Annotated in this window: 17 protein-coding genes and 1 tRNA gene; 9 read left to right on the top strand and 9 right to left on the bottom strand. The window is 43.5% G+C overall.

The window, feature by feature from the left end; all coding sequences use genetic code 11:
- Positions 1-546 (top strand): YkgJ family cysteine cluster protein, encoded by a 546-nt coding sequence (locus Q1Q15_RS05820; protein WP_300457588.1) that lies wholly within the window; start codon positions 1-3, stop codon positions 544-546.
- An 18-nt stretch (positions 547-564) separates the two neighbouring features.
- Here the strand turns inward: Q1Q15_RS05820 and Q1Q15_RS05815 are convergent, their stop codons facing one another.
- From Q1Q15_RS05815 to Q1Q15_RS05795, 5 genes are read right to left on the bottom strand one after another with little or no spacing between them, the layout of a single operon-like run.
- The gene (locus tag Q1Q15_RS05815) at positions 565-1,656 is read right to left on the bottom strand and encodes a divergent polysaccharide deacetylase family protein (RefSeq protein WP_300457586.1); all 1,092 of its coding nucleotides are present in this window, start codon (positions 1,654-1,656) and stop codon (positions 565-567) included.
- Positions 1,646-2,980: a S41 family peptidase gene (locus Q1Q15_RS05810; protein ID WP_300457584.1), complete on the bottom strand. Its 1,335-nt coding sequence runs from the start codon at positions 2,978-2,980 to the stop codon at positions 1,646-1,648. The genes Q1Q15_RS05815 and Q1Q15_RS05810 overlap by 11 nt, the downstream gene beginning before the upstream one ends.
- A 2-nt stretch (positions 2,981-2,982) precedes the next feature.
- The gene (locus tag Q1Q15_RS05805; protein ID WP_300457582.1) at positions 2,983-4,416 is read right to left on the bottom strand and encodes a peptidoglycan DD-metalloendopeptidase family protein; all 1,434 of its coding nucleotides are present in this window, start codon (positions 4,414-4,416) and stop codon (positions 2,983-2,985) included.
- Positions 4,383-5,258 carry a permease-like cell division protein FtsX gene (ftsX, locus tag Q1Q15_RS05800; protein ID WP_300457581.1) on the bottom strand — a complete coding sequence of 292 codons (876 nt, stop codon included), beginning with the start codon at positions 5,256-5,258 and terminating at the stop codon, positions 4,383-4,385. Before ftsX ends, Q1Q15_RS05805 begins: the two co-directional genes overlap by 34 nt.
- A 19-nt stretch (positions 5,259-5,277) precedes the next feature.
- Positions 5,278-5,973 (bottom strand): ATP-binding cassette domain-containing protein, encoded by a 696-nt coding sequence (locus tag Q1Q15_RS05795; protein ID WP_300457579.1) that lies wholly within the window; start codon positions 5,971-5,973, stop codon positions 5,278-5,280.
- A gap of 206 nt (positions 5,974-6,179) precedes the next feature.
- Between Q1Q15_RS05795 and Q1Q15_RS05790 the strand changes: the two genes are divergently transcribed.
- Entirely contained in the window at positions 6,180-6,980 is an 801-nt protein-coding gene (locus Q1Q15_RS05790; protein ID WP_300457578.1) for a TatD family hydrolase, read from the top strand.
- Positions 6,981-7,087: 107 nt separating this feature from the next.
- Here Q1Q15_RS05790 and Q1Q15_RS05785 read toward each other — a convergent pair whose 3' ends face one another.
- A complete protein-coding gene (locus tag Q1Q15_RS05785; RefSeq protein ID WP_300457576.1) occupies positions 7,088-8,281 on the bottom strand; it encodes a hypothetical protein in 1,194 nt (397 codons plus the stop codon).
- Positions 8,282-8,292: 11 nt separating this feature from the next.
- Positions 8,293-9,144: a MoxR family ATPase gene (locus tag Q1Q15_RS05780; RefSeq protein ID WP_300457575.1), complete on the bottom strand. Its 852-nt coding sequence runs from the start codon at positions 9,142-9,144 to the stop codon at positions 8,293-8,295.
- Between the two features lie 234 nt (positions 9,145-9,378).
- Between Q1Q15_RS05780 and tatA the strand changes: the two genes are divergently transcribed.
- From tatA to Q1Q15_RS05745, 7 genes are all read left to right on the top strand, one after another.
- Entirely contained in the window at positions 9,379-9,564 is a 186-nt protein-coding gene (gene tatA / locus Q1Q15_RS05775; protein ID WP_300457574.1) for a twin-arginine translocase TatA/TatE family subunit, read from the top strand.
- A 222-nt stretch (positions 9,565-9,786) separates the two neighbouring features.
- The gene (gene glnD / locus Q1Q15_RS05770; protein ID WP_300457573.1) at positions 9,787-12,483 is read left to right on the top strand and encodes a [protein-PII] uridylyltransferase; all 2,697 of its coding nucleotides are present in this window, start codon (positions 9,787-9,789) and stop codon (positions 12,481-12,483) included.
- A complete protein-coding gene (locus Q1Q15_RS05765) occupies positions 12,470-12,808 on the top strand; it encodes a P-II family nitrogen regulator (protein ID WP_300457572.1) in 339 nt (112 codons plus the stop codon). The genes glnD and Q1Q15_RS05765 overlap by 14 nt, the downstream gene beginning before the upstream one ends.
- 36 nt (positions 12,809-12,844) lie before the next feature.
- On the top strand, positions 12,845-14,257 hold the full coding sequence (gene glnA, locus Q1Q15_RS05760) for a type I glutamate--ammonia ligase (RefSeq protein ID WP_300457571.1): 1,413 nt from the start codon (positions 12,845-12,847) through the stop codon (positions 14,255-14,257).
- 194 nt (positions 14,258-14,451) lie between these two features.
- Positions 14,452-15,324: a lytic murein transglycosylase gene (locus Q1Q15_RS05755; RefSeq protein ID WP_300457570.1), complete on the top strand. Its 873-nt coding sequence runs from the start codon at positions 14,452-14,454 to the stop codon at positions 15,322-15,324.
- A gap of 11 nt (positions 15,325-15,335) precedes the next feature.
- The gene (locus tag Q1Q15_RS05750) at positions 15,336-15,542 is read left to right on the top strand and encodes a PLDc N-terminal domain-containing protein (protein WP_300457569.1); all 207 of its coding nucleotides are present in this window, start codon (positions 15,336-15,338) and stop codon (positions 15,540-15,542) included.
- Between the two features lie 58 nt (positions 15,543-15,600).
- A tRNA-Glu gene (locus Q1Q15_RS05745) sits at positions 15,601-15,675 on the top strand.
- Between the two features lie 313 nt (positions 15,676-15,988).
- Here Q1Q15_RS05745 and Q1Q15_RS05740 read toward each other — a convergent pair.
- Both Q1Q15_RS05740 and Q1Q15_RS05735 read right to left on the bottom strand, forming a co-directional pair.
- Positions 15,989-16,198: a hypothetical protein gene (locus Q1Q15_RS05740; RefSeq protein WP_300457568.1), complete on the bottom strand. Its 210-nt coding sequence runs from the start codon at positions 16,196-16,198 to the stop codon at positions 15,989-15,991.
- Positions 16,199-16,397: 199 nt separating this feature from the next.
- Positions 16,398-16,850, bottom strand: a complete 453-nt coding sequence (locus Q1Q15_RS05735) for a 4Fe-4S dicluster-binding protein (protein ID WP_300457567.1) — start codon at positions 16,848-16,850, stop codon at positions 16,398-16,400.
- Positions 16,851-16,989 lie beyond the last annotated feature (139 nt).

Here is a 16,989-nt window from a genome sequence, read left to right as displayed (position 1 = left end):
ATGGATGAAAACAGCCTTCATTTGCTCTTGGAAAATTACACCGCACTTCTGAAAAGAGTCGACGGCCATATCCAGCACATAGAAAAAAAATACGCAGCAGCCATTGTGTGTAAAAAAGGATGTGACACCTGCTGTAAATTTCTCACGATTTTTCCGGTTGAGGCCTTTGCCATATCGGCAGCGTTTATCAAGCTGCCAAAAAAAATACAGGCAAAGGTTATTCAACGCCTGAAAAATCAAGACGATGCCTGTCCCCTTTTAATTGACAAGGCATGTGTTTTATATTCTGCCCGTCCCATTATCTGTCGAACACATGGCTACCCCATCTATATGGAACGTGGCAAAAAACCCCTTATTGACTTCTGCCCCCAAAACTTTAAGGGCATGACGTCTTTTCCAAAGGATGCCTTAATCAGTATTGATCCATTAAATACCCTGCTGATTGCTGTCAATCGCCATTTTCTTGACAGTATTGAAGCCACCCCCCCTTTTCCTGAACGAATACCCATGTCAAACGCACTTTTCATACTCAATGAAATAGACTAGTGCCGTCCATGGCACAAGTTATCCCGGAATCGTTGTCAAGTCGCTTGCCCGGACAATCTCCACGGTATTCTTCAGCTTTGGTAATTCCCTTGAAAGGGTCTTCAGGGTTGCTTCGTAGGGATGTCCGATACCAATGGCAGAGCCATGCTTCTTGGCCAGATTGATCAAGGTTTTCAATTGTCCGGTGATATAGGCTGTTTCCTGGAGATTATCTAAAAAAACATCTCTCTGGGCAAATTTAAGTTTGAAAAGCCTTGCCGATGCCTCACACTGGGATTCCGATGACGTCCGGGAATCGATAAAGAACAAGTGCTTTTTTTTCAAAATCGTAAAAATCTGGTTCATCTGGTCTGAATGGGAGGTCAGCCTTGACCCCATATGATTGTTCACCCCCACAACATAGGGGACCTCTTTAATATCTTTTCTGAGCTGATCTAAAAGGAGATCAGGAGACATCTCCGACAAGATGGCCCCGGGTCCGGGATTCACCTGGGGATATTCCATGGGTTCCATGGGCAGATGAAGCATTAACTGGAACCCCATTGCATTCAGTCGTTCAGAAATAACCCGCCCAAATGGGGCAAAGGGCAGTACTGAAAAGGTAATGTTTGAATTTAAATCCCCCAATGCCCACGCAATTTTTTTATCATACCCGATGTCATCAATAATAATCGCTATTTTGGGCGTATGATCCATTGAAGGGGGCATTGGTTTTGGTATGGTTGTGTGATCAATATCCTCAAATACCTCGTATGTGATGGGCTTACCTGATTTTTTTTTCAAGCCGGTGACCATTCTTTTGGACGTCACCTCACTGAGACCTTCCTGGATGGGCTTGATTTCAGGTTTGGCCGGCCGCCGTATAACCATTGGTTTTTTTTTCTCAAGGCGTCCGGGCTGTAAGAAAATATCGGCTATCATCGCCACGGTTAAACACAATGACAACAGGATGCCAATCCCCACCAGTATCTTTTTTAATTCAGTGAAGATAATCGGTTTTGGGCTTTTCCGGGGGGATGTCGATTTCTTTGATACAGCCTTTTTTTGAGGCGCACTCTTCTTTTTAGGGACACCCTTTTTTGGAGGTGCCCCCTTTTTTTTAGCTGCCATTTAGTTTGCTGAAGACTCCATAGCTTATCAGAATATCAAGGGCCCTTTTAACTTGCGCGTCTTGTTGCAGCTGATCCGTATCAAGAAGTCTCTGATGCTTCCTGGGTTGTTTTTTTACTTTTTCCGGTTGTTTTGTCCGTTCCGGTTTTAAACTGTTTTTTAAATCTTTCTCTCGTATCATCCTGTCAAATGTGGATACCTTTTTTTCTTTTTTTTCAAGGATCTCATATTCCACTTCAATATCCGGTTCTATCCCCTTTGCCTGGATAGACTTTCCATTGGGCGTATAATATCTGGCAATGGTGTATTTAATGCCAAACCCTTCCTTTAACGGCCGAACCGTCTGCACCGATCCTTTTCCAAAGGATGTTGTTCCGAGAATCAATGCCCGGGAATGGTCTTGAAGGGCACCGGCCACAATCTCCGAAGCAGACGCAGACCCGCCGTTGATCAGAACAACAATCGGATACTTCCGGTCTTCATCATTGGGATATGCCTTAAACTCCTGTGTATTTCTTGCCTGCCGTCCTTTAATGGACACAATATTGCCCTGGTCCAGAAACAGATCAGATATTTTAATCGCCTGATCCAAAAGCCCCCCGGGATTATCCCTTAAATCCATGACAAGGCCTTTTAATCCATTATTTTGAGACTCCAGAATCTCCAGATGCTTTTTGATATCATCCAACGTGCTCATCCTGAAATTGGTAATCCGGAGGTACCCATATCCCGGTTCCAGCATCACACTTCTGACACTTTCGATGGGAATCAAATCCCTTTTCAGGGAAAAGTCAATGGCATCCAGTTCATCTTGTCTGATAATGGTTATCAGGACGGGTTTATGCCTGGGGCCCCGCATCATGTTGACGGCCTCCCAGAGGGCCATGTCTTTTGTTGATTTATCATCAATCCGGATAATGATGTCGCCGGCCTGGATACCGGCTTTATAGGCCGGCGTACCCTCAATGGGGGAGACCACGGTTAAAATAGAATCTTTCATGGTGATGACAATACCAATACCGGAAAATTCACCCTTTGTATCATCCTGAAGTTCATCAAAGGCCTCGGGCGGCATAAAGCTTGAGTGGGGGTCAAGATTTCCCACCATACCTTTAATGGCATTATGGATCAATTCTTCAGCATCCACATCATCCACATAATTTTTCTCCAATTCTTCCAGCACATCCGTAAACAGCTTCAGTGACTTATAGGCATTCTCATCGGCCCTCACCGCAGTGGAAACCCCTGCAACAAAGACACACAAACAGGTCACCATCACCACGGAAAACACCGATTTGAATCCCCTGAAACATCTGACGTTCATCTTTACGCTCCTTTTCTTAACCACTTCATAGGATTTAGAGGTTTCCCATGATGCCTGACCTCAAAATGCAGACACATCCCTTTGATGGATCCGGTATCCCCTGCAGTTGCAATCACTTCACCGGTTTCAACCGTCTCCCCTTTGTCTTTAAAAATTTCTTCAACATGGGCATACAGCGTATAATAATGGTCGCCGTGATTGATAATCAATAAATTTCCATACCCCTTGAGCCATTGGGCAAAAATAATTTCTCCCTTGAACACGGATTTTACGGGTTCACCCCTTTCCACCCTTATATCAATTCCTTTTTGAAAAGTGAAGACCTTGTAATCCTTTGGCATAGACGGTCCGTATGTTGACATGATCTCACCCGATACCGGAATCATCAACCGCCCTTTATATTGGGAAAAATCGCCCTCTTCCGCTGGAGCCACCGCCCCCTTTTGTATCTGGTCGATACGCGCTTCCAGCTGACGGGCTGCCTGTTTTAAAGCGTCAACTGCTGCCAGGGACAATGCCTTTTTTCCACGTATCTCTTTTAAAATAACTTCTTTTTTCCGGATCTCTTTTTCATTCATCCGGATTTGATCCTTGATGTCTGTTTCAAGGGCTGTTTTTGCCTGAATCTCTCTTTGAAGCGATTGTTCGAGTATTTCAAACTTTTCAAGCACCGAATCTTGTCGCTCAAGGAGTTGGACATCAGAGGTAATGATTCGTTTCATTGAATTTTGCTGAAGAACAAAATCAAACACAGAGGTGGGCCGTCCCGGGACATCCAATCGGCCAATCCGACTCATTTTATAGAGCGCTGTCAGCCGTTTCCCCGCATATTCTCGATTGAGCGTCATTTCTTTGGACAATCGATCCCGCTCTTGTTGGTATTGCGCTATTTTCCCTGCCAACTGCTCACTTTCCCTGGACAATGCCATGATTTTTGTGCGGGCTTTGTTCACTGCATAATCAATTTCATTTAATCCCTCTATGATTTCAACCTCTTTCTGGGAAAAGGTTTCCACCATTTTTTCCTGGGTTTGAAGTCGATCAAGGATATTGGCACCGCCCTCCGGGTTTGTTTCATTGGACCGGTCTCGGTTTTTTTTCACCTGTTTTTTGACCTGGATTTTCCTTGGCACCAGGGTCAGGTGAATATATTCAGGGCGATTTCTGACATAGCCTTTCTTGCCTTTAACGGCCACGGTCAACCATCCGCCGATATCCCCTTGTTTTTTCAGCACATCAATCGTCTCACCCTGTTCAACCACCGCCACAACAGAAGCGGTATTGGCGGGTGTTTCCCGAATGTTCAATTTAAAGGACGTCACAAGACCTTTATAGACCACCCGGTTGTGATCGGCACCCCCGACACTGGAGAATACCATTACCATAACCCCGACAGACACCATTATTTTAATATTTGTTTCAAGGACAGATAACATCCAAACCACCCTAAAAAAGTACTGCCAAAAACAATTAACACGATGATTTTTACCGACAAAAACCGGATGTCAACAAACACATCCGCGGCAAGATGCTGGGTCATTCCCGATGAAAACGTCAAATAGCTGATCGAAAGGGCCGTCAGTCCCAGAATACCTCCCAAAAAGCCTTGAACAAGCCCTTCCAGATAAAAGGGGGCTTTGATGAATGTTTCTGTCGCCCCCACGAGGCGCATGATTTCAACTTCAAGTTTGCGGGAGTAAAAGGCCATCCGCACGGTATTTGCGGTAATAAACAATGCAATTAAAAAAAAAAGGCTGCACAGGGAATACCCGGCCATCTTGAACAGGTTGAAAATCTTTAAAAACTGTTCCAGCCATCCCTGCCCATATTCAACCGCTTCAACGATGTCAATGGCCTGTATTGCCTGGGCAAGTCCCTTAACGTCTTCAAAATTATGATAGGACGTCATTCGTATTTCCAGGGCATCCGGCAATGGATTTTCTTTTAAGGTTTTTAAAAAGGCCGTTCCGGTTGACAATTTCTTTTTAAGGTCCTCCAAGGCCTGGGTCTTTGAGATATAGGTGATCCGATCAATCCCCCCCAGGGCATTGATCTTTGTTTTTAATTCAGGCAGCATCTCCGGATGAAACTCTTTTTTAAAATAAATCATGGCCCGTCCGCCCTGGTTCCATGATTCAATCACCCGGCTGGCGTTCTCAAAAAAAAGCAGAAACACACTGACCACTAATATGGAAAGGGAAATCGTTATAATCGTAATCAAATTCAAAACCCTGTTCGAACAAATATCTGCCAGCGCTTTTTTCAGAAAATGGTTCATTTGAATTTCTTTCCCTGTTTTATAGCATTGTGGCAGTCCGTTTTATCGTTCCATCACAGATTTCAACATTCCTGCCGCGAACATGTGTTTCCAGAAGATGCAGATTATGACTGGCAATCAATACGGTTGCCCCTTTTTTATGGTAGTCCATTAAAAAATCAAGAATGGCCTGGGCTGAGGTTGCATCCAGACTGCCCGTAGGTTCATCGGCAAGAATAACCGAGGGGTTCCCCACAACAGCCCTGGCAACCGCCACCCGCTGCTGCTCACCGCCGGAAAGTGTTGGCGGCAGCGCTTTTTGTTTTTTCTCCATGCCGGTGGTTCTCAGCACCTGCATGACTTTTTTTCTGATATAAGACCGGTTTTCCCCGGCAGCCTCCAGAACAAGGGCCACATTTTCATAGACCGTTCGGTTGGGAATCAATTTAAAATCTTGAAAGACCATACCGAACCGCCGCCTTAAAAAAGGAAGCCGGGAAGAAGAGATCCGTGCAAGGTTCATTCCGTCAATCAGGATCTGGCCTTCCGAGGCCTTTTCCGCAAGGCCCAATATTTTCAGCAGCGTGGATTTCCCTGCGCCGGAAGGCCCGGAAATAAGAATAAATTCACCCTGCTCAATATCAAGGGTAATGTCATTTAAGGCCAGGATTCCGCCATATCTTTTGCGGACATTAAACAGCCGCATAATTAAATTTTTAGTCTTCTTGTCGTCCATATCTTCGCAATATCTTATCTACACCGTCCTTGAATTGACTGAAACTGAATTTACTGTTATAAATTGCATGTGTCAAGGAGTGCTGAAAACAGTTTTTCTTGCATTTAAGCCTTCACTGTTACCGTAAAACGGCTTCTTCCATTCAGTGAAGGCTTAATCTATTAAAATGAAGCGATGACCCATTGAAAAAGGTAAAAACAGTAAAAATGATATTATTTGATTCCCATTGTCATATTGATGACAGTTGCTATGATAACGACCTGGGCGATGTGATTGACCGGGCGGAAAATGAACAGGTCCACGGCATCATGATTGTCGGCGTTGATCATCAGACATCTTTAAAAGCCATTCAAATCGCCCAGACCCATGACCATATCATCACATCCGTGGGTATTCATCCCCATGATGCAAAACACTGTTCAGCAGAGACAATGACTCAATTAATCCGCCTGGCCCGGAGAAACACCTGTGTAAAGGCCTGGGGGGAGACCGGCCTGGATTATAACCGGATGTTTTCTCCGGCTAAAGACCAGGAAGACTGTTTTAAAACCCAGCTTGAGACGGCAGGAAATCTTGACCTGCCATTGATTTTTCATGAACGGGATTCAAACGGAAGGTTTTATGATATTTTAAAATCCGACGGTCCCAAAAGCCGTAAAGGTGTTATACACTGTTTTTCCGGCACCAGAGAAGACCTGTTCAACTATCTTGATTTGGGATACTATATTGGCATTACCGGGATAGTGACCCTGAAAAAACGGGGGGAATATCTAAGAAGCCTTGTGCCGCTTATTCCTGAAGACCGGATCTTAATTGAAACCGATGCCCCCTACCTTACGCCGGCCCCCCAGAAAAATAAGGTCCGGCGCAATGAACCGGTCTTTGTTAAATCCGTTCTGCTCAGGATTGCCGAAATCCGGCAGACAGACCCGGAAACCCTTTCACAAACCATATTCAACAACACCCGAACCCTTTATCATGTTACCTCACCTGGTGTTCCGCTTTAATGGACGGGATCAGGCTTTTTTTAGGGTGCTTTTTTATCATTATTTCATGAATAGACAGGTAAAAAGAACCCTAAAAAAAGCCTGACCCCATGTGAATTCCCCACCCCTTATGTCTTGCTCATGAGCCGGGACACTGCTTTTTCAAGGCCATCCAGGGATAATTCATACATGGAAAAAATTTTTGAAAGGGCGATGATGGTGTGCGTATAGCCCCACATGTTTTCTGAAACCGGGTTCAGCCAGACAGAATGGGGAAAGGTCTCCACCAGGAAATTAAGCTGATCAATGCTGGGCCTGCCGCTTCTTTCCATCATATGGATGGAACCGTCATGGGCCAGGAGTTCATAAGGTGCCATACTGGCATCCCCGACAATCACCAGCCGTGTTTCAGAATCAAGCCGGGCAAATTCTATAATTTTTTTGGGTTTTTTATACCGGGAGGGATCTTCCCAGACATAATCATAGATGGTGTTATGAAAGAAATAGGTCTTCACTTCCTTAAACTGGGATCTGGCATAATCAAAAAGGGTTTGAACCACCTGGATATACGGATCCATGGACCAGCCGCCGTTATCAATGAGCAGGATAACCTTGAGCCTGTCCTTTAAAGCCCTGTCAAACACCAGCTCAATCTCACCGGCATTTCTCATGGTCTCCCGGATGGTGTCATCAATATTGATGGTGTCCTTGGGCCCGGATGGGATCATGTTTCTCAATCGTTTTAAGGCCTCACCGATCCTGGCCTGGGTCAGCGGCCCATCGGTTGAATAATCTTTATACCGACGTTCATTGGCCACTTTTACAGCTGATTTATTTCCGGATCGTCCGCCAACCCGCATCCCGCCGGGATTATAGCCTGAATGCCCCACCGGGGAATATCCACCGGTACCAATCCATTTATACCCGCCGTGGTGCTGGCCTTCCTGATCTTTCAGTCGTTCTTTGAAATAATCGATCAATTCCTCTGGTGACATTTTTTTGAGTTTTTCTTCATCAACACCCAATGCATCAGCAACCATTTTGGAATTCTTCAGCCATTCATCCAGCATGCCCTGGGCAATTTCATCGATTTCAAACCCATCATTTTCCGGCAACGGAACGCCTTCAAAATGATGGGCAAATACCTGGTCATACAGATCAAAATACCGCTCGCTCTTGACAAGGATAGATCGGGCACAGGTATAAAAATCATCCAGGCTGTTAATGACCCCCTGGTTCAACGCCTTTTGCAGCGTGAGAAAAGAGGTGGGCGATACGGGAATTCCGATCTCCTTTAATGTATAGAAAAATTTTACAAACATGGCATCCCCAGTTAAAACATTCGTTTTCTTGAGGCGATATTGGTTGCCCTTTCATAATCCGGGCTCTTCTTAAACAGAACACCGAGAAATGGAAGCTTGCCCTTAACAAGGTCCTTTGCCCTGAAATCCGGATCCGCATTCAATGCCCGCATCCAATTGATCAATTCCCTTGTTGCCGGTTTTTTCTCAATGGAATCAATCGATCTCATGCTGTAAAACGCATCAATTGCATTTTCAGCCAGTTTGGCATCAATGTCTTCAAAATGCACCCCTATGATTTTGCGCATCATCTTGGGGTCGGGAAAAGCGATGTGATGAAAATTACACCGGCCTAAAAACGGGTCGGAAAGATCTTTCTTGGCATTGGAAGTAATAATGATAACCGGCCGGTGTCTGGCTTTTATGGTTTTATCGGTTTCAATGATATCAAACTGCATCTGGTCCAGAACATCCAGCATATCATCCTGAAAGTCCGTATCGGCTTTATCGATTTCATCAATCAGCAAAACGGTTTTTTTGTCAGCACAAAATGCCTGTCCGATTTTCCCCATTTTAATATACTCATTGATATCGCTCACATCCCTTTTGGAATCTCCAAACCTGGAATCATTTAAACGGGTAAGCGTATCATATTGATACAATGCATCAACCAGTTTCATGCTGGATTTTACATTCAGAACAATCAACGGCATGTTCAAATTTTCAGTAATGGCATGGGCCAGCATGGTTTTCCCGGTTCCCGGCTCACCTTTGAGAAGTAGCGGCATCTCAAGTTTCATTGAAATATTAACGATTGAGGCAAGTTCCTGATCCAGAACATACTTTCTAGCACCCTGAAATTCATTGACAGCTTCCTTATTCATACAACTCTCCATATATATTTTTGAAGTTTTTGTTATCAGTTAAGCGCTAATGTTAATCACAAAATAGCATTGCACAAGTCTTATCTTTTAAAAAAAAACGGGTTCAAAATCATATTACAAAAATGTAACTCAATGCCTTATCCTAATAAATTCTAAAATATTGACACTTTAAACACTTAGTGTTAAACCTTTTTAATTGATTTAATAACAACATGAAGTAAAGAGGAGTATGCCATGATGGGACTTGGAATGCCGGAACTGATAATCATTCTTGTAATTATCCTCATTATATTCGGAGCAGGAAAACTTCCGGAAATCGGTGCCGGCCTGGGTAAAGGAATTAAAAACTTCAAAAAAGCAACCAAAGAAACTAAAATTGAGGACAAAGAAGACGAGCCGGAAAAAATTGAAAAAGACTGATAAAAAACCAGTTATACTAATTTCCTTCGCAGCTGCCTTCCCATAAAAGAGTGGCTGCAACACGCTTTTTCCCCTCCTGATTTTCTTTTATTTTTTTATGTCACCTCTGCTGTAATCTTAGTTCCAATTCGTCAAATTACAAAAATGATATTTATTCTATGCAAAAAGTTGCATTTGTGCTATTAAATCATCTTATAAGGCAATATTTTTCTCGTATTTTTAATGCCGAACCGGAAAACCCATGCCAGACTTACGCTGGCACGCCAATTGCTAATTCATACAACCATGGACAAATTAAACACCGACATATTGATCAAGAAGAGAGAAGCGCTGATAAAAAAATTTCTTGGCGGTGAAGAACCCGGCTTTCTTGAAAAGCACACCGTTATCCTGGATGAATACTTTTTTACAGTGTTTGAACAAAGCATTGCTGCAAGAAAATTAACCATTGCAGGCAGCCCTTTTGCCATCATTGCCCTGGGCGGGTATGGCCGAAAAGAACAGTGTATTCATTCGGATATTGATCTTTTAATCCTGTTTGAAAAACATATCCCTCCTGATGTTGAAGCATTTGTCCAGGAGCTTCTTTACCCTCTGTGGGATGCCCGGTTTGAAGTCGGATATGCTGTAAGAACGGTTGATGAATGCCTTCAGATGGCCTTTGAACGCTTTGATATCCTGACCACTGTTCTGGATGCCAGATTCATCTGTGGTGCTTCATTAATTTATACCGCCTTCATGGAAAGATTCAGAAAAGAGCTGTCCACCAAACATCTGAAAAATACGCTGAACTACCTGTTCGAACATGGTGAGAAAAGACATTTTGACTTTGGCGACTCAACCTATCTTGTTGCCCCGGATTTAAAATCAGGATTTGGGGGTCTCAGGGATTATCACACCCTTTTATGGTATGCAAAAATAAAATCCGACATCAAGACCAGAAGGGATCTGGAATACTATGGATTTTTATCCAATTTTGAATATTTGGCCCTGGAAGATGCCCTGAATGATATCTGGAAAATCAGAAACGTTTTACATTATATTACAAAAAGAAAATGTGACACCCTTCATTTTGAATATCAGACCGAATTAGCAGGGCTTTTGGGGTATCGGTCAAAGAGACAACAGCCAGACGTTGAACGGTTTTTAGGCGAACTCCATAACCGGTTGGATGTGTTAAAACAAATCAACCAGATCACGTTTGAAGATATCATGGCCTCCTGCCGTATCAAAAAAGGCAGCACCAAAACCCGTCCCACGAAAACAGAGGGATTGCTCATTAAAAAAAGACGACTCAATTTTGCCAACACCGTCGTTATCCTTCAGAAACCGGACCTGCTGCTCAAAATATTTCTTGAAAGCGGCCAGCGAAAAATTCCCCTGTCCAATGAAGCCAGGAGAATCGTCAGTGAATTCTTACATCTTGTGGATGATGAAATGCAGAAAAACAGGGACTGTATTAAAATATTTAAAAAAATCATGGCCCTGTCTTACTGGGAATTTAATGTGTTAAATGTCATGCTGGCAACCGGCATCCTGGAAAAATTTATTCCTGAATTTTCTGCCATTATCAACAAAATTCAGTATAACCATTATCACCTGTTTCCAGTGGACAAACACTCGATTCGATGTGTCCAGATAATCAACAGCTTTAAGGATGTTGTCTCTCCCCCCATGAACACCCTTTATCCTGCCGTATTCAAAGAAGTAAGGAATAAAAACGTCCTGCTGTTTGCCGCCCTGCTCCATGATATCGGCAAGTCTGACCCTGCAAAAGAGCACTCAAAAACCGGCGCAAAAATTGCGGAGCCGATTCTGAAACGATTCCAATTCAATTCAACGGAAATTCAGGATGCTGTCTTTTTAATTGAACATCACCTGGCCCTCGTAAAAACCGCCACCCGAAGAGATATTTCGGATGAAGAAACCGCTGTTTACATGGCCAATAAAATCGGTAAAATCAGATTGTTAAGAATGCTTTACCTGCTGACAGTGGCAGATTCCAAAGCCACAGGACCCAAGGCCTGGAACGATTGGACTGAAAACCTGATAAAAGATCTCTTCTTAAAAACAATGAGCATTCTTAAAAAAGGGGAGCTGGCATCAAAGAAAACCCAGCGCCTCATCGACAAGAAGAAAACAGATGTTCTAAAACTGCTGAAAGAAAGTTGGCGAGAAGATGAGATAAACCATCATCTTGAATCCATGTCTCGAAGATATCTGGTCTATGTTCCTGCACAGGGTATTGTTGACCACATAAACCTTTTCAGGAATCTTGGCGACAAAGACTTTATCTGGCAGATATCAAAAGAAAACAATTCAGATATCCGCACCGTGTCCATTTGTGGAAAGGACCAACCCGGCCTGTATTCAAAAATTGCCGGGGTCTTTTTCATGAACAAACTGGACATTGTGGCATCCCAGGCCTATTCTCTTGGCGAAGAGCATATCATGGATATTTTCAAGGTCACCCCCCCCAAAGACAGACTGTTTGAAAAAGAAAAATGGGAAAAAGCGGAAAATGATCTGGTCCAGGCCCTTAAAGATGACCATTTCCTGGATAACGCCCTCAATCAAATCCCCCGAATGATACAGGTATCCTCCGGTAAAATGCCAAAACCCAATACCGTAAGGATCGACAATGAAACGTCCAGTTTTTTTTCCATCATAGAGGTATTTACCTATGATTTTCCAGGACTTTTATTTTCAATTACCAATGCCTTGTACAGGAGCCATACAAATGTGAATGTGGCCATGGTCGCCACAAAGGTGGACCAGGTTGTTGATGTATTTTATGTCAAAAGCATTGAGAATGATGCAAAAATTGAAACCGAAAAAGGACTTGAGCAGATAAAAAATGCCATTTTGAAAAGTCTTCCACATATAACTGCAAAGGAGATTACCAATGAAAAAAATTGAGGCCATTATAAAACCATTTAAACTGGATGATGTAAAGGAAGCCTTAAGCGAAATCGGGATTTATGGAATGACGGTTACGGAAGTTAACGGCTATGGCCGGCAAAAAGGACATAAGGAAATATACAGAGGCGCAGAATATGTTGTTGATTTTGTCCCCAAAATCAAAGTTGAAATCGTTGTCAGTGACGAAAGAGCTGATGAAACCATTAACACGGTGAGAGCCGCTGCCAACAGCGGAAAAATCGGTGATGGAAAGATTTTTGTCATACCGGTTGAGCAGGTCATCCGGGTGAGAACCGGTGAAACTGGAACAGAAGCGCTTTAACATATATTAACACCCCTTATTAGGAAAGGAATTAAAATGACCCCCAAAGATGTACTTGCAATGGTAAAAGAGAATGACATAAAAGTTGTCGATATCCGTTACATGGATTTCATCGGCACCTGGCAGCATTTTTCAGTCCCGATTTGCGAACTCGGAGAATCCGCATTTGAGGACGGATTTGGATTTGACGGATCCAGCATGCGCGCATGGCAGAACATTGACAACTCTGATATGATCGTTATCCCGGAAGCCAGAACCGCTAAAATCGATCCGTTTTTCAAGGTTCCGACCCTGGCCATCATCGGGAATATCCATGACCCTATCACCCAGGAAGCCTACAGCCGTGATCCAAGGGGTATTGCCCAAAAAGTGGAACAATACATCAAAACCACCGGACTTGGAGACACGATTTATGTCGGTCCCGAACCTGAATTTTTCATCTTCAGCAATATTCGGTATGCCTCCGACCCCCATGCCTCCTTTTTCGAAATTGATTCTCCTGAAGCGCACTGGAACACGGGTTCAGATGAAATGCCCAACCTTGGGTACAAAATTCGTCCCAAACATGGGTATTTCCCTCTCCCCCCGGCTGACAAATACCAGGACATGAGAACCGAGATGATGCTGACCCTGGAAAACCTTGGCATCGGCATGGAATGCCAGCACCATGAGGTGGCGTCTGCAGGTCAGTCTGAAATTGATCTTCGATTTGATTCCCTGCTGAACATGGGAGACAACCTTGCCTGGTTCAAATATGTCCTTAAAAACGTGGCCGCCAAATATAATCACACCGTCACGTTCATGCCCAAACCCTTATATGGCGACAATGGAACCGGTATGCACACCCATATGAGCTTCTGGAAAGATGGCAACCCGTTATTTGCCGGCAACAAATATGCGGGCATGTCCCAGGATGCGCTTTACGCCATCGGCGGTATCATGAATCACTGCAAAGCCCTTTGTGCCATCACCAACCCCACGACCAACTCATACAAACGGCTGGTTCCGGGGTTTGAAGCACCCATTAAACTGGCCTATTCCAGCCGGAACAGAAGTGCGGCTATCCGCCTGCCCATGTATTCTGCATCGCCAAAAGCAAAACGGCTTGAATTCCGGACACCCGATCCATCCGCCAATGGCTATATGGCTTTCTCCGCCATTGCCATGGCCATGATTGACGGCATCCAGAACAAAATGGACCCGGGCGATCCCATGGATAAAAACATCTATGATCTTCCACCGGAAGAACTTGCTGAAATCCAGTCTGCCCCCGCCTCCCTGGAAGAAGCATTGGCTGCCCTGAAAGAAGACCATGACTTCCTGTTAAAAGGAGATGTGTTTACCAAAGATGTTATTGAATACTGGATTAACTATAAGATGGAAAATGAAGTTAAGCCGGTTATCAGTCGTCCGCATCCCCATGAGTTCTATCTGTATTATGACATTTAACCCTTTTTAACCCGTCAAAGCCCAGCAGCCCCCCGGCCACTTCTCGTGACCGGGGGGCTTGTTTGTATGGAAATCCTTTTTTTTAATGCAATCCCCAAAAAAATAAGATATAACAGGTAAAAATTGAGACCCAAGGCGGATTCTCAATACACGATAATAAAAAGGGAGCAGACAAAAAACCCATGAGAATGAAGATGCTGTCATTACAAAAAAAATTGATTACCTCTTTTATTTTCATCCTTTTTTCAATTCTATCTTCCCCTTTATCCGGGCAGGAATTAAACAAAGGCAATGAGTTTGACAAATTGATCCAATCTCTGGTCAAAGATGGCTTTGATCAAGAAAAGACAGAACGCTTGTTTGCCAGCAAATCTGTATTTTTCGATCCTTCCGGTGTTTCCCTTTTTTTTATGCATACCGAATCAAGCCTTAACTATGATCAGTTTACATCAGAAAAATCCATTAAAACCGCGCAGGGATATATCACTGAGCATAAAACAGCCCTTGACCAGGCCCAAAAAATATCTGGCGTTGACCCAACCATCATCACGGCTATTCTGCTCGTTGAAACCCGGCTTGGCACCTACCTGGGGAAACGAACCGTCATCAACACACTTTCCACCATGGCGGCATTGACGGATGATGCCTTGAGAGAACGAATCTGGAATGCCATTCCTGACAAGAAAAAACCCAAAAAAGAGACCTTTTTGAAAAAAGTTAAACAGCGATCCAAATGGGGATATGAAGAACTCAAAGCCCTTATCAAATATTCAGAACAAGAAAAAATTACCCCGGAAAACATCAGGGGCTCGTATGCCGGTGCCATGGGAATTTCCCAATTCATGCCCTCCAATGCCCTCCGGCTTGCCAAAGATGGAAACAACGATGGAAAAATCGATCTTTTCAACCATGCAGATGCCATTTTCAGTGTTGCCAACTACCTGAAACACCATGGCTGGAAGCCGGGAATTGCCCGACAAAAACAACACGAGGTCTTGTTCAGGTATAATCACAGCAATTATTATGTGGACACCCTTTTAAAAATCTCAGACAAGTTAAAGGGATAACCGTTTAATCCATGGACCAAACCATTCTGTATATCCTGCTTGTTTTTGCCATATCGCTAGGCCTGACCATGCTGGCATTGATCGACATTATCCTTAAAGATTTCGGATCAATAAAAATGAAATTTTTCTGGCATTTTATTGCGATTATTCCCATCATCGGCTGGTTGATCTATTTGATCTTCGGGTTCAGGAAAGGGCAAAAAAAGAAGCCGGTTTAAGCTGTTAATTTTGTTTGACAATACCACCAATTTAATATACATATAGGTACTTTTTTGTGGTCCCATCGTCTAGCGGTTAGGACGCTGGCCTCTCACGCCGGAAACTCGGGTTCGATTCCCGGTGGGATCACCACTCAGACTATCAAGGCTTTCAGAGTTTTTCTGAGGCCTTTTTTTATGTGTATAATCTTAGCTCCCCGCACTTAAGCCTAATTTGCAGGTATTGGCAGGTAAAGGAAGTGGGCCCTAAAATCAAGAAATCCTTTTAAACAATAAAAAACCCAGCCAAAATATGACCGGGCTGTCTGATCAGTACCTTAGCACCTCTTCTGGGACCAAGAAGGGGTTTTATGGGGTCGTCCGGCCTGTACTTCCTTAAATCAGATTTTCACTTCTTGTTAATTGAAAACCCTTTTCGACCTGACATAGAAGGGGCCAATGATTGATTATTTACTTTTCGGGATGAGTCCTTCCCTGATTAGAAGAAGGGTATCGGGGTTTGAGGCTGGCAAGCCCCTGTTGTCAAGTTCAACCCCCAGATTCTCAAGACCCAGGTCCCGGATGGAAGGACGGCGGCCCGTAGCCAGGAGGATCATATCCACGGTCTTTTCCCCTGAGCCCCATCCCACATGGATTTGCTCTCCGTCTCTGCCCAATATATCGGCTTCGCCTACACGGATGCGGGTTCAACTTATCTCCAATCAAATTGAATGGAAGATTTGGCGATTTTATTTTGCCCTCCCCCAATGGAATTTTGAATCTGGGAAGAAAAATAATATAGACACAACATCTTGTGCCCGGAAGAATTTTTAAAAACGAGAGATACATGTTAGAGGCAGTTCTAAGTTGAACAATTTATTGATAAACTGAAAAATCAACTCCTCTATCGATGCTACGTTGCTTGTTCCAATCAGCTTCATCAACCGGAGGGGTGACGATCTTTTCCTCTTCTTTCCTTTTTAGGGAAATAGCCTCTTCAGGGCAAGTGCTTATGCAAAGTCCACATCCAATACATTTGCTTTGTACAATTTTGTAAACACCCTCATTCTCCTCAATTGCATCAATCTGACATCTTTCATCTGAACATATTCCACAGCCACTGCATAAGTCTTCCTCTATTTTAGCATAATAATGAGAATTAACACCTTCTGAAAAACCAAGTTCATTAATAGATCTCAGTACACCACAGCAACAACCACAGCAGTTGCAGATATAGAATTGTCCTCCTTGGACATTGCTCGTCAAATGAACAAGACCGGCTTCCTCAGCTTTTTCAAGAACACCATAAGCTTCTTCTTTTGAGATCACTCTTCCACCCCATGGATGGTTGCTGTTAAGCAGCGCGCTAAATTAAACAAATGAAGTACGAAATTTTCAAAATAAATTGACCATTCTGAAAAAATATCAGATTAAATGAGACTCAGGATAGGGTCTTTTTTTATGAAAA

The sequence above is a fragment of the Desulfobacula sp. genome, from assembly GCF_030145145.1.
GTDB lineage: Bacteria > Desulfobacterota > Desulfobacteria > Desulfobacterales > Desulfobacteraceae > Desulfobacula.
The sequence above is the reverse complement of the archived record's forward strand: the minus strand, read 5'-3'. Positions and strand labels throughout refer to the sequence as shown.